General features: G+C 67.8%; 12 protein-coding genes. 6 read left to right on the top strand and 6 right to left on the bottom strand.

The features are described 5' to 3' along the window. Positions 1–52: 52 nt before the first annotated feature. The 3 genes from cysC to ON22_RS10790 are packed head-to-tail and all read right to left on the bottom strand — an operon-like array spanning position 53 to position 3,767. Positions 53–1,891, bottom strand: coding sequence for an adenylyl-sulfate kinase (cysC, locus tag ON22_RS10780; RefSeq protein ID WP_033242038.1), 1,839 nt, complete (start codon positions 1,889–1,891; stop codon positions 53–55). Next, a complete protein-coding gene (cysD, locus tag ON22_RS10785; RefSeq protein WP_033242039.1) occupies positions 1,891–2,823 on the bottom strand; it encodes a sulfate adenylyltransferase subunit CysD in 933 nt (310 codons plus the stop codon). The genes cysC and cysD overlap by 1 nt, the downstream gene beginning before the upstream one ends. 32 nt (positions 2,824–2,855) lie before the next feature. Next, positions 2,856–3,767, bottom strand: coding sequence for a helix-turn-helix domain-containing protein (locus ON22_RS10790; RefSeq protein ID WP_081595482.1), 912 nt, complete (start codon positions 3,765–3,767; stop codon positions 2,856–2,858). 81 nt (positions 3,768–3,848) lie between these two features. Between ON22_RS10790 and ON22_RS10795 the strand changes: the two genes are divergently transcribed. The 3 genes from ON22_RS10795 to ON22_RS10805 are packed head-to-tail and all read left to right on the top strand — an operon-like array spanning position 3,849 to position 6,974. Beyond that, a complete protein-coding gene (locus tag ON22_RS10795; RefSeq protein WP_033242484.1) occupies positions 3,849–5,012 on the top strand; it encodes a hypothetical protein in 1,164 nt (387 codons plus the stop codon). Next, positions 5,012–5,788, top strand: a complete 777-nt coding sequence (locus tag ON22_RS10800; RefSeq protein ID WP_033242040.1) for an SDR family oxidoreductase — start codon at positions 5,012–5,014, stop codon at positions 5,786–5,788. The genes ON22_RS10795 and ON22_RS10800 overlap by 1 nt, the downstream gene beginning before the upstream one ends. 13 nt (positions 5,789–5,801) lie before the next feature. Beyond that, positions 5,802–6,974 (top strand): sulfotransferase family protein, encoded by a 1,173-nt coding sequence (locus ON22_RS10805; RefSeq protein ID WP_033242041.1) that lies wholly within the window; start codon positions 5,802–5,804, stop codon positions 6,972–6,974. Between the two features lie 224 nt (positions 6,975–7,198). Here ON22_RS10805 and ON22_RS10810 read toward each other — a convergent pair whose 3' ends face one another. Then, positions 7,199–7,867 (bottom strand): PaaI family thioesterase, encoded by a 669-nt coding sequence (locus ON22_RS10810; RefSeq protein ID WP_033242042.1) that lies wholly within the window; start codon positions 7,865–7,867, stop codon positions 7,199–7,201. A gap of 223 nt (positions 7,868–8,090) precedes the next feature. Here ON22_RS10810 and ON22_RS10815 point away from each other — a divergent pair, with 223 nt between their 5' ends. From ON22_RS10815 to ON22_RS10825, 3 genes are all read left to right on the top strand, one after another. Further along, positions 8,091–8,534, top strand: a complete 444-nt coding sequence (locus ON22_RS10815) for a thioredoxin family protein (protein WP_033242043.1) — start codon at positions 8,091–8,093, stop codon at positions 8,532–8,534. Further along, entirely contained in the window at positions 8,531–9,961 is a 1,431-nt protein-coding gene (locus tag ON22_RS10820; protein WP_051157418.1) for a serine/threonine-protein kinase, read from the top strand. Before ON22_RS10815 ends, ON22_RS10820 begins: the two co-directional genes overlap by 4 nt. A 98-nt stretch (positions 9,962–10,059) precedes the next feature. After that, a complete protein-coding gene (locus tag ON22_RS10825; RefSeq protein WP_033242044.1) occupies positions 10,060–10,881 on the top strand; it encodes an IclR family transcriptional regulator in 822 nt (273 codons plus the stop codon). Positions 10,882–11,074: 193 nt separating this feature from the next. On the opposite strand, the gene ON22_RS10830 is transcribed toward ON22_RS10825, so the two are convergent. Continuing rightward, the gene (locus ON22_RS10830) at positions 11,075–12,772 is read right to left on the bottom strand and encodes an FAD-binding dehydrogenase (RefSeq protein WP_081595483.1); all 1,698 of its coding nucleotides are present in this window, start codon (positions 12,770–12,772) and stop codon (positions 11,075–11,077) included. A gap of 69 nt (positions 12,773–12,841) precedes the next feature. After that, positions 12,842–13,525 carry a biliverdin-producing heme oxygenase gene (locus tag ON22_RS10835; RefSeq protein ID WP_033242045.1) on the bottom strand — a complete coding sequence of 228 codons (684 nt, stop codon included), beginning with the start codon at positions 13,523–13,525 and terminating at the stop codon, positions 12,842–12,844. Positions 13,526–13,627 lie beyond the last annotated feature (102 nt).

A 13,627-nucleotide genomic window follows, 5' to 3' on the forward strand; every position in this document is an offset into this window, starting at 1 on the left:
CCCCGCGACCGGCGTGGTGCCGTGGGTTTCTGTGCTGGGCCGGCTGTGTCTCTCAGGCGTCGTCGTCCCTGGCCAGCAATGCGAGGATCGCGGTGGCCATCGCGGCGGGGTCACCGTCCTCCGGCCGGAGCACCAGTGCCGGGGTCGCGGGCGGTTCGTAGGGATCGTCGATACCGGTGAACCCGCGGATTTCCCCGGTCCTGGCCTTGGCGTACAAGCCTTTGGGATCGCGGGCCTCGCAGATATCTAGCGGGGTGTCCACGAAGACCTCCAGGAACGGGATACCGGCGGCGTCGTGCACCGCCCGGGCCCGTTCACGGTCGGCTCGGTAGGGACTGATGAGCGAGACGATGGCGACCGTCCCCGACTCGGCGAACAGCCGCGCGACCTCACCCACACGGCGGATGTTCTCCGTCCGGTCCGCGGCCGAGAATCCCAGATCGGAGTTGAGACCGTGCCGCAGATTGTCGCCGTCGAGCAGGAACGCCGGCCGCCCCGCCGCCACCAAGCGGCGTTCGAGTTCCACCGCCACCGACGATTTCCCGGAACCGGACAGTCCGGTGAGCCAGACCGTGCGACCACGCGTCGGACGTTCGGCGCGGCCGACCGCGCTCGAATGCCACACCACCCGGGAGGCGGGCAGGCTGGGCCCGGTGATCATACCGGCGCCGACGGTATCGCCGGTGGTGTCGTCGATCAGCAGGAAGCTGCCGGTGGTGCGGTTACGGCGATACGGGTCGAACTGCAGCGCCTGCCGGGTGCGCAACTGGACGCGACCGATCTGATTGAGCGCCAAGGCATTCGCGTTCTCGTCGCGGTGCAGCGTGTTCACATCGAGCCGGTAGTCCAGGGAACGGATCTCCGCCGCGACGCTGCGGGTGGTGTGCCGCACCGTGTACGAGGCGCCGGGCCGCAGTTCGGCCTCGTCGCTGAACCAGCAGACCATCGTGTCCAGATCGCGGCTGGTCTGCGGCCGGTTGGCCGGGCGACACAGCATATCCCCGCGGCCGATATCGAGCTGATCGGCCAGCGCGACGGTCACCGCCTGCGGCGGGAACGCCTCGGTGAGCGGGGCGCCGCCCGGGCCCCAGATTCCGGTCACCGTGGTGGAGAGCCCCGACGGCAGAACGGTGATCTCGTCACCGGGCGACCAGACGCCGCTGGCGATCGTTCCCGCATACCCGCGGAAATCCGGTGTGTGGCTGCGAATCACATACTGCACCGGCAATCGGGCGTCGATGAGGTTGCGGTCGGAGGCGATATGCACCTCTTCGAGGTGGTGCAGTAGCGGCGTGCCCTCGTACCAGTCCATGGTGGCGCTGCGGTGCACGATATTGTCGCCGTGCAGCGCCGACATCGGGATGAAGGTCAGATCGGCGATATTGAGCCGGGACGCGAAACCCGCGAATTCCTCCCGGATCTCGGTGAACCGCTGGGCCGACCAGTCCACCAGGTCCATCTTGTTCACACACAGCACGAGATGCGGTACACCGAGCAGTGAGGCCAGGAAGGCATGCCGGCGGGTCTGTTCCACCACGCCGTGGCGGGCATCCACCAGGATCAGCGCCAGATCGGCGGTCGAAGCGCCGGTCACCATGTTGCGGGTGTACTGCACATGCCCCGGGGTGTCGGCGATGATGAATTTACGGCGCGGGGTGGCGAAATAGCGGTGTGCGACATCGATGGTGATGCCCTGTTCCCGTTCCGCGCGTAACCCGTCGGTGAGCAATGCCAGGTTCGGAAGGTCCTCGCCGCGATCGCGGCTGGTGCGTTCCACCGCGTCGAGCTGATCGGTGAACAGGGTTTTGGAATCGAACAGCAGCCGGCCGATGAGGGTCGATTTCCCGTCGTCGACACTGCCCGCTGTGGCCAGGCGCAGCAGGGAGCCCATCAGAAGTAACCCTCTCGTTTACGGTCTTCCATACCGGCCTCGGAGATCCGGTCGTCGGCGCGGGTGGCGCCGCGTTCGGTGACCCGGGCGGCCGCCACCTCGGCAACCACCTCGGCCGGTGTGGCCGCAGTGGATTCCACGCAGCCGGTGCAGGTGGCATCACCCACGGTGCGGAACCGGACCAGTGCCTCCTGCGGTTCCTCACCGTCGAGCAGGGTCAGGAACCGGGTGTGGGCCAGCAGCATCCCGTCGCGCTGGACCACCGGCCGGCGGTGGGCGTAGTACAGCGGCGGCAGGTCGATACCTTCGGCCGCGATATAGCTCCAGATATCGAGCTCGGTCCAGTTGGACAGCGGGAAGACCCGGATATGTTCGCCCGGACGGTGTTTGCCGTTGTACAGATTCCACAGTTCCGGGCGCTGCCGGCGCGGATCCCATTGGCCGTACTCGTCGCGGAAACTGAACACCCGTTCTTTCGCGCGGGCCTTCTCTTCGTCGCGGCGGGCGCCGCCGAATACGGCGTCGAACCGGCCTTCGCGCACACTGCGCAACAGCGTCGTGGTCTGCAGCCGGTTGCGGCTGCCTCGGGGGCTGGTGTCCTCGGTGACCCGCCCGGCGTCGATATCGTCCTGGACCCGGCCCACGAGCAGGCGTAACCCGTACTTCGCGACGGCCTGGTCGCGGTAGGTGATCACCTCGTCGAAGTTGTGCCCGGTATCGATATGCAGGATCGGGAACGGTACCGGCGCCGGCCAGAACGCTTTGGTGGCCAGGTGCAGCATCACCACCGAATCCTTGCCGCCGGAGAACAGGAGAACCGGTCGTTCGAATGTTGCGGCCACCTCCCGCAGGATGTGGACCGATTCGGCCTCGAGTGCGGCCTGATGCGAGAGCTCGTAGGTGCCCGCCGCCGACTTCGTGTGCTGGCTCACGCTTAAAAACTAGAACACGTTTCTATGATCGGTCAATGGTGTGGCGGCCGGTGCCCGCCCGCCGCCGCGGTGACCGCATCGGCCGCGGCGACCAGCGCGCTGCCGCGGCGGGCGATCTCGGCGCCGGTGATCGAGGTACCCACGTACATGGTGAGCACCAGTTGCTGGCGGCCGTCGGTGTCGAAGGTCGGCGCGGCCAGCAGGCTCACCGGATGCTCCTTACGCGGCCGCAGATCGGCACCCAGGTACACCCGCTCGCCGAGTGTGGTCACCAGTTCCGCGACGGCGGTGCGCAGCTCATCGGGCATTTCGTGACCACCGACCCCGGCCAGCATGGAATACAACTGCCGGCCCGCGCCGGTCATGCTCTCCACCAGGTAGCCGCGCTCCTGGCATTCCTCGACGAGGCGGCGCAGCCGGGTCTCGTCCTGGTTCAGGGGGACCGTCGGCGGGGTTGCCAGCCAGGCGTCGAAGGCGGCATCGGTATCCCACAGCACGTACATCAGGCCGACCGGTGGTGCGAAACGATAGGTCGCCCCGACCCGCACCATGGCCGGTCCCGCACTGTCCAGGACGCTGATCCGTTCGCCGACCACGGCCGAAGCGGTGCAGGTGGTGCCGTATTCGGCACTGAGGCGTTCCAGCTCCGGGTGGGCCAGGCCGGCGATGGCGAAACTGTCCTGGGCGACCCGGCCCGCGGCGATGAGCGCGGGGCCCGGGCCGTAGTCGCGGGTGCGTGGGTCACGGGTGAGGTAACCGGCGGCGGTGAGTTCGGTGAGGATGCCCAGGCAGGTGGGTTTGGCCAGGTCCAGGTCGCGCGCTATTTCCGACAGTCCGGCCCGCCGGCCCCGCCGTGCGGTGAGGTAGTCGATCACCTGGATCACACGTTGGGTGGGCGCGGACCGCCGACCCACCTCGCGCACCTCCGCCGAGCCCGTTGCCATTGACCACTCCTAGAACAGGTTCTAATCTTTTCGATATCAGAATGTACCAGGGTGGTACATATATGGAACACCGGGAGTATCGTGCTCACTCAGCCGTTCGCGGACGCGATCGCCGCCGCCGAGGAAATCATCAAGGGCGCCCCCCATATCCGCACCGAACAGGATCTGGCTGAGGGCTACGACTACCTGGGCGCCAGTATCCGCGCCGCCATCCAGATGTCGTGGGCCTTCGAACGGGACTACCCGTTCTTCGTGACCTCCACCGGTCCCTACACGAAGATGGGTCTGGACAACCCGGACACCCTCTATTGGCACGCCAATCTGCGTTCCGACGCGGAATACGTGGTCACCGGAACCCGCGGCACCACCCGCGACCTGAGCTTCCAGGTGCTCAACGGCAACTACTCGCCGTCGGAGGTACCCGGTGGGGAAACTGCCTTCGACGACCGCTCCATCGATATCGCGGCCGACGGTACCTACGAACTGACACTGGGACCCGGCACGGGCGGCCGCAACCATATCCAGCTCGCCGCCGATTCGACCATGCTCGCGGTACGTGAGGTCTACGGCGACTGGGCGAACGAGAAGGCCGGTACCGTCCGGATCCGCCGGGTCGACACCGCGGGCACGGCCCCACCGGCGGTCACCACCGATCTGATGGCCAAACGGTACGAAGTCGCCGGCAAGATGCTGGTCTCCCGGCTGAAGACCTTCCTGGCCTTCCCGGAGTGGTTCTATCTGAACCTGCCGGTCAACACCATGACCGAACCGCGGCGCACCCCCGGCGGGCTGTCCACGCAGTTCTCCTCGGTCGGACACTACGAACTCACCGGCGATCAGGTCATGATCCTGACCGTGCCGAAATCCGATGCCCCCTACCAGGGCTTCCAGCTCGGCAGTATGTGGTACCTGTCGCTGGACTACATCAACCACCAGACCAGCCTCAACGCCGACCAGGCGAAGACGGACCCGGACGGCATGATCCGCCTGGTGATCAGCGAACGCGACCCCGGCCTGGTCAACTGGATCGAACGCACCGGCCACGAACGTGCCTACGTGCAGTTCCGCTGGCAGCGCCTGTCCCGGGAACTGAAGCCCGAGGACGGTCCGACGGTGGAACTGGTGTCCTTCGACGAACTGCCGGACCGGCTGCCCTACTACCAGGAATCCCGGATCACCCCGCAGGACTGGATGGCGCGTATCGCCGGCCGGCAGGCCGCGGTGGCGGAAAGGATGCTGGGCTGATGCTGTTGCGGGACAAAGTGGTGGTCGTTTCGGGGATCGGCCCCGGGCTCGGCCAGGCCATCGCGGTGCAGAGTGCGAAGGCCGGCGCGAAGGTCGTACTCGCCTCGCGTACCGAGAAACGGTTACGCAAAGTCGCGGCCGAAATCGAGGAACTGGGCGGTCGCGCACTGGTGGTGCCCACCGATATCACCGACGACGCGGCGGCGCAGGAACTCGTGCACGCCACCCAGGAGGAGTTCGGGCGGGTCGACGCCCTGGTGAACAATGCGTTCGCCATGCCGCCGATGGCCGACCTCGCCGATGTGGCGATCGACGATCTGCGCGCCAGTTTCGAAACCAACGTCTTCGCCGCGCTACGCCTGACCCGCCTGTTCGCACCGGCGCTCGCCGAACGCAACGGGTCGGTGGTGATGATCAACTCGGCCGTCCTGCGCCATTCCCGGCAACCCTACGGTCCGTACAAGATGGCCAAGACCACGCTGCTGGCGCTGGCGCAGAGCCTGGCCACCGAACTGGGACCCCGGGGTATCCGGGTGAATTCGGTGGCGCCGGGCTGGATCTGGGCCGACACGCTGAAATGGTATTTCGGCTATCTGGCGAAGGAACGCGGGGTCACGGCCGAGGAGGTCTACACCGAGACGGCCGCCGATATCGATCTGCGCAGGCTGCCCGAACCCGACGAAATCGCCGATGCCGTCATCTTCTTCGCCTCCGAGATGTCCCGGGCGATCACCGGGACCTGTCTCGATGTGAACTGCGGCGAATTCCACCACTGAGGAGAAAACAGAAATGATCGGCAGGGAAGACGTCGGCACGATCGACGATCTGCACGCCTCCGCCACCAAGGTGATCGGCCTGGACGATTTCGGCGCCGACGATTACCGCACCGGACTGTCGGTGCTGCTGGAATCGTTCGAACGCGACGCCGAACTCACCCCGTTCGGCAACAAGGTCAACCGGGCATTCCTGCGCGGCGCGCTCATCGCCCGGGCGTTGAGCGAAGCCGGCTGGAAACAGTATCCGCAGCATGCCGAGGTACCCGTCGACCGCCCGATCTTCGTCACCGGGCTACCGCGCTCGGGCACGACCGCTGTGCACCGGCTGCTCACCGCCGACCCCGGCCATCAGGGCCTGGAGATGTGGCTGACGGAGATGCCGCAGCCGCGACCTCCGCGGGAGACGTGGGAACAGAACCCGGTGTTCCAGCGGCTCCAGGCGGCCTACGAGAAACATCATGTGGAGCATCCGGAGTTCATGGGCGTGCACCATATCTCGGCCGACCAGGTGGAGGAATGCTGGCAGCTGCTGCGGCAGTCGGCGATGTCGATCTCCTACGAATGCCTGGCCTACCTGCCGCGCTACTCCGAATGGCTACGCGACCAGGACTGGACATCCGCCTACGAACGCCACCGCCGCAACCTGCAGCTGATCGGGCTCAACGATCCGGATCGCCGGTGGGTGCTGAAGAACCCGAGCCACCTGTTCGCGCTCGACGCCCTGCTCGCCGTCTACCCCGACGCACTGATCATCCAGATGCATCGGCAGCCACGCACCATTGTGGCCTCGGTATGCAGTCTGAACGAACAGGCCACCGACGGCTGGTCGGAGAAGTTCCGCGGGCCGGTGGTAGGGGAGGCGCAGCTGGAGCTGTGGTCCCGCGGCGCACGGACCTTCCTCGCCGATCGCGCGAAGTATCCCGCGGCGCAATTCTGCGATGTGTACTACGAGGATTTCGTCACCGATCCGATCGCCACCGTCGAGCGGGTCTACGACCACTTCGGGATCGAATTCACCGAAGCAGCACGCTCGGAGATGGCCGGCCTGCACAGCGAATCCACCTCGGGCGCGGCACGACCCGCCCACAAGTACTCACTGGCCGATTTCGGTCTCACGGCCGACCGGGTCGACGAAGCGTTCGCCCCGTACCTCGCCGAGCACTACCCGGGCGGTAGCCGTAAGTAACCGAGCGCCCGGGCAGTGTGAGCCGTACCGGCACTCACTGCCCGGTCGTCGCCCCGGTGCGGACGGCCGTGTCGGCAGCGACGTCGTACAGGTCGGCGGGTAGGTCGGCGTTCACTTCGGCGGACCTCCTCCCGATGGCGTGTACTCGTCTCAGGCCACTTGCCGAGAGCGTCTCCGGGGTCCGGCCGAGAAGGTGTGGCGGCTGCCCTGTTCACGCTCGAGTTTCAGGGCTGGCCGGGTTTCAGCACGATGAACAGGCCGTGGGCTTCGGCGCAGAGCAGGTCACCGTCGTGCAGGGTGGCCTTGATCCACACCTTGCGGCCCTCCCGGCGTTCGCCCCAGGCACGCAGCTGCAGTTCCTTGTTCAGCGGTGTGATCGCCCGGTAATCGACGGTGAGCGAGGCCGTCCGGGTGACCGACCCGGAATACAGCGAACCGGCCAGACCCATCAGATCGTCGAAGCCCAGCGAGACGTATCCGCCGTGCGCCGCCGCGTTTCCGCCCAGGTGGAAGGTGCGGTAGGTGATCCGGGCCTGCACGCCGTCCGGTTTCGCGCGATCCACCCGGTAGGGCGGCAGGGTCACATTGCCCCGGGACGGCAGATCGAACCGGGTCCAGCCGGGCGCGTCCCATTCCTCGTGGACGTGGGCGCCGAGCCGGTCGTTGAGTTTCTCCAGGATGCCGGCCGCTTCCTGCACCAGATCGTCGGGCGGTACCGCCAGCCGCGCCCGGTCCATGAGCGTCCGGACCTGTTCGACGAAATCGCCGTAGTGCGGTCCGCCGCGGCTGGTATCCACCGATCGGACCTGATTCATCAGCTCCGACATCGGCCGGAATCCGCCTTCGTGATGCTCCGCGCTGGGGAGTGCGTTCCCGGCCTCGTCTTCGCTCATGAGAACACGTTATCGTTCGGGTCCGGGGCCGCGGCCGGGCGGGGCACTTTCGCGCGCCCGCGCACCGGCCGTCCCCGCGCTGCTCGGGCCGCGTAGGCTGCCCGGCAACGGCTGTCCGGCAGTCCCTTTTTCGCCGGGCGGTCGCTGCCCGTCCGTGGGAGGATTTCCGGACGAGGTGATACGCACGCGGGGCGGTCGGCTCGGGCCGCCGGGAGGACGACAGATGCCGACGACGCCACTGACCCAGCAGAACTTCCAGACGGTCGTGGCCACCAACCATATTGTGCTGGTGGATTTCTGGGCGACCTGGTGTGGTTGGTGCACCCGGTTCGCACCGGTCTACGAGGCCTCCGCCGAAACGCATCGCGATATCGTGCACGCCACGGTCGAGGCCGAGGCCGAACCCGCGCTGGCAGCGGCGGGGCAGGTCGACCGCTACCCGTGGATCATGGCGTTCCGCGAGGGGATGCTGGTCTACTCGAAGGCCGGTTTCCTGCCCGCCGATCAGCTCGAGGAACTGGTCCAGCAGATCCGGTGGATGGATATGGAGACCTTCCGGCGCGAACACCGGCAGCCGGCCCGGGAGACGGCGGTGCCCGCGGAACCTGCGGCGGGCCGGGCCGGGCCGGCCCCGGGACGGCAGTCCTACGGCTGGCCGGGTCTGTGACCGGCGCACTCGAACCGGGCACGGTATTCGCCGGTTACCGCATCGAACGGCTTCTGGGAACGGGCGGGATGGGCCAGGTCTATCTGGCCCGCGACCGTGACCTGCCGCGTCCGGTCGCCCTGAAATTGCTGAACCCGATGGCCGGGGACGAGCGGGAGGTCCGGGCCCGGTTCCTGCGCGAGGCCGATACCGTGGCGCGGTTCGCCCACCCGAATATCGTCGCCGTATATGCCCGCGGGGAAGAACAGAATCGCCTCTGGATGGCGATGCAGTACATCGAGGGCACCGATGTCGCGGCGGTCCTGCATGACGGTCCCGTCCGCCCCGACCACGCGGTACGGATCACCGAGGAAACCGCGCGCGCCCTCGACCACGCGCATACCGCCGGGGTCCTGCACCGCGATGTGAAACCCGCGAACATCCTGCTGGCCTGGGGCGAGCACCAGCGGGTGTACCTCTCCGATTTCGGTATCGCCAAGGCACTCGACCGTTCCGACGGGCTCACCCGCACCGGCGAGCTGTACGCGAGTTTCCACTACGCCGCGCCCGAATACTTCGAGATGCGCCCCGATATCGACCGCCGCGCCGATGTGTACTCGCTGGGCTGCACGCTGTACTACCTGCTGACCGGCCGGTTACCGTATCCGGCCACCACCACCGGCGCGTTGATCAACGCCCACCTCAATGCCCCGGTACCGCGGCCGTCGGAGGCCGATCCGCGGGTGCCCCGCAGTTTCGACGGGGTGATCGCCAAGGCCATGGCGAAGAACCCCTACGAGCGTTTCCCGAGCTGCGGTGAACTGGCTCTGGCCGCTCGCCGGGCGCTCACCGAACCCGCGGTCACCATGCCGGCCACCTTGCCCGTGCCGCCGGTCGCACCGTCCGCGCCGCCTCCACCGGGCCGGTCGCCGCGCGGCCGCCGGCGGGTACTGACAGCGCTCGCCGCTGCCCTCGCCCTGGCGGTATTCGGCACGGCCGCCTGGCTCACCGGGATATCGCGCACCGGCACCGCCGGCTCCGATGGTCCACCGGCACCGCCCGCGAATGCGACAGCCGCCGCCGAACAGGCCGCCTGCGCGTACACGACATTGGTCGGCACATACGACTACGCGGACCCGGCGGGCTGGGAACAGCAAGTGCAGGCCGGTGCCACCGGACAATGGAAGAGCCAGGCTGAAACCGTCCTGCCGATGGCCCGGGTCCTCATCTCCGCCGACCCCGAGCGGTCCCGGGTCCAGGAGGCCACCTGCACGGCGACGATGAGCGCCGGCGACACCCGTGCCGAGGTCGAAGTGCAGCTCACCACCCTCAACGCCGAACCCGGTGCCGCCGAGACATCACGGGAACTCTCGGTGTCCACCGTGATGGAACTCGTCGACGGCCGGTGGCTGTGCAGCGTGTTCGATGCGCCTTTCATGCCGGGATAATGTGCTGTGAGGGTTTGCACACCGCCGGAACGGGGCATCGTCGATAGCGTCCGGTTCGCTACGCATAAGCTGGCCGGGCTGCACGATGGAGGTAAGTCTTGACGGTCGAGGTACTGGCCGACCCGGAACCGGGCGGGTCGTGGCAGGGCGGGCAACAGCCGGTCCGGCCGGCTCCACCGGTATCGATGATCGAGCGGATGACATCGATCCTGGACGCGTTCGCGCCCGCCACACCGGTGCTCACCCTGCAGGACCTGGTGGAGCGCACCGGTCTGCCCCGGTCCACGGTGCACCGCATCCTGGACCAGATGATCCGGTTGCGCTGGCTCGCGCATTCGCCCGGCGGCTACCGCCTGGGCCTGCGCACCCTGGAACTGGGCGGGCTGGCCGCCGGGCACAACGAACTGCGCGCAGTGATCGGCCCGCTACTGCACGAACTGTGCCAGCGGACCGCCTCGGTGGGACATCTCGGTGTCCTGGACGGTCGCGACGTGGTGTACCTGGACAAAACCGGTGGCCGCAACAGCGCCACGGTCCCCACCCGGGTCGGCGGCCGGCTGCCGGCACACAGCACCGCGCTCGGTAAAGCGCTGCTGGCCGGCCTGGATCCCGGTGTCGTGGAAACATCGCTGCGCGAACAGCTTCCCCGGCTCACTGCCCGCACGATCGGTGACCGGCTGGAACTGCACCGGGAACTGGCCCGGATCCGCAGCCGCCAGGGGGTCGCGGTGGACAACGAGGAAGCGGTCACCGGAATCGGCTGCGTGGCAGTACCCGTCCGGCGTCGCGGCGTCGCGGTGGCCGCGCTGTCACTGGCCACCCGGATAGGCGCAGGCCGACCCGTCGTCGACACCGGCCGCCAGGCGCGGCAACTGGGTGCGCTGGCGGCCGAAGCGGGCCGGCTGCTCTCCCGCGAATGAGGCCCGGTAACCACGAGCCCGGCGCGGTCCGGGCGCTCCTCGACGTGGCCGTTCGGCGCGGATGGCCGGCCGAAGTACGCTCAGCCGGTCCGCTCGACGGCTGGGAGCTCTTCGATGAGGCCTACGCGGAATTGACGGCAGCTCGACGATATGACGAGGCCCCGGGCCGTAATCGTCCGAGGTGACAGCCTGGTCAGGATTTTGTCAGGGACCGCGCGAGCGCACGGCCCGCGGCGCGGCCGGAGAAGATGCATCCGCCCAGGAACGTCCCTTCCAGCGCGTTATAGCCGTGCAGGCCACCGCCGCCGAATCCGGCGACCTCACCCGCGGCGTACAGCCCGGGGAAGGGCGTGCCGTCGGAGCGCATCACCCGGGAGTCCAGATCGGTTTGCAGGCCGCCGAGGGTTTTGCGGGTGAGAACATTGAGCCGGACCGCGATGAGTGGGCCCGCCGCCGGGTCGAGGATCCGGTGCGGTTTCGCGACGCGAGCGGTCTTGTCGCCGAAGTAGCTGCGCGCGTTGTGGATCGCGCTCACCTGGGCGTCCTTGGTGAACTTGTTGGTGATCTCCCGGTCGCGTGCGACGATCTGGCGTTCCATATCCGCACAGTCGAGCTGCGGGCCGCGGGCGATTGCGTTCATACCGTCCACCAGTTCGCGGAGGGTATCGGCGACCACGAAATCGGCGCCGTGTTCCTTGAATGCCTCGACGGGAGCCGGGGCGCCCTTGGTGAACCTGCTGCGTACGGTGGTGAGCCGGTCTTTGCTGGTGATATCGGGGTTCTGCTCCGATCCCGAGAGCGCGAACTCCTTCTCGATGATCGCCTGGGTCAGCACGAACCACGAATAGTCGTGACCGGTCGACAGAATGGCCTTCATCGTGGTGTTGGTATCGAAACCGGGGAAACACGGTGCCGGCAGCCGTTTACCGTTCGCGTCGAACCACAGCGACGACGGACCGGGAATGATCCGGATCGCATGGTCGGGCCAGATCGGATCCCAGTTGTTGATGCCCTCGGTGTAATGCCACATGCGGTCCCGGTTCACCAGGGCGGCGCCGGCGGATTCGGCGATACCGAGCATCCGGCCGTCCACATGTGCGGGCACCCCGGAGATCATGGTGCGGGGCGCGGGGCCCAGCCGGTCGGCCGGCCAGTTGCGCCGGATGAGGTCGTGATTGTGACCGATACCGCCGGTGGTGACGACGACCGCGCCGGCCCGGAATTCGAAATCGTCCACCACCGTGCGCGAGGTGGCGACGCCACGGGGCAGCTCCGTGGGTTCCAGCACACTGCCGCGGATTCCGGTGACCGCACCGTCGTCGACCAGCAGGTCGTCGACTCGGTGCCGGAACGCGAACCGCACCAAACCGTTGCGTTCCGCTTCCAGGACGGGGTTCAGGAAGACTTCGAGCACCCCGGGGCCCGTGCCCCAGGAGATATGGAATCGCGGCACCGAATTGCCGTGGCCGTCGGCGAGGGCTCCACCGCGTTCGGCCCAGCCCACCAGCGGCGTGACCCGCAGCCCGAGGTCGTAGAGGTAGTCGCGTTTCTCGGTGGCCGCGAACTGCACGTAGGCCTGCGCCCACTGCCGGGCCCAGTGGTCCTCGTCGTCCCGGTCGAACCCGGCCGAACCCAGCCAGTCCTGCAGCGCGAGTTCGTAGGAGTCGTGGATTCCGAGCCGTCGCTGTTCGGGGCTGTCGACGAAGAACAGCCCGCCGAGCGACCAGAAGGCCTGCCCGCCCAGGTTGTTGCGGTTCTCCTGGTCGACGACGAGCACACGATGCCCGGCCCGGGTCAGTTCGTAGGTGGCGACGAGCCCGGCCAGTCCGGCGCCGACGACGATCACCGGATATTCGCCGGATACCCGGTCACCGGGGGAGGTTTCGGACACGGTTCACCCTTCGCTCACGGTAGTTACCGGCGGGAAACTTATCAGACCCGCGGGATGGCCGACCGGGGTTCAGCCGGGACGCCGGGCCGCGAATTCGCCCGCCAGTTCGGTGAACACCGCCCGATTCAAGACGAAGGCCTGTTTCCCCTCGTCCAGAATGCGGCGCTGTTCGAGCTCGTCGGCGCCGATACGGTCGAGCAGGGCGCGGTATTCCCGTTTGAACGCCGCCGGATTACCGATGCCGTCGAAAACGTAGAAGCGCACGCCATCCCCGCGATGCGGCAGATCCCAGAGCTTTTCGGCATGCCCGCGGATCACCTGCCCGCCGGACAGATCGCCCAGATACCGCGTGTAGTGGTGCGCGATATAGCCACCCGGCCAGGTGCGGGCGCATTCCTCGATCCGCGCGGCGTAGGCGGCGGTCGCGGGGAGCGGGTCCAGCTGTTCGCGCCAGCCGGGCCCGGCCAGATGCGCCAGATCGCGTTCCAGCTCCGCCGTACGCGCGAGTTCCGGTTTGATGAACGGGCCCGCCACCGGGTCGTCGGCGAGGGCGGCGGTGTGCTCCTCCAGCGCCCGGTAGATGAACCAGAGCTGCGCGGTGTAGCGGCGGTAGGACTCGATGCCGAGTACTCCGGCGAGCATCTCGGTGATGAAGGTGGAATTCTCCGCTTCCTCGTGTTCGCGCGCGGTGGCCTCCCGGATGCGCGTGGAAAAGGGGGCGGCCGGGTCGGCGGTCTCGGTGGTCTCCGGCATACAACGAACCCTTCCTGCGAACACGGCGGCCGATCGCCGCACCATCACGCGGCCGGCGGCGGCGTGGCATATCACCACGCCGCCGACAGCCGGCAACCCGAC

It is taken from the genome of Nocardia carnea NBRC 14403, assembly GCF_000308515.1.
Taxonomy (GTDB): domain Bacteria; phylum Actinomycetota; class Actinomycetes; order Mycobacteriales; family Mycobacteriaceae; genus Nocardia; species Nocardia carnea.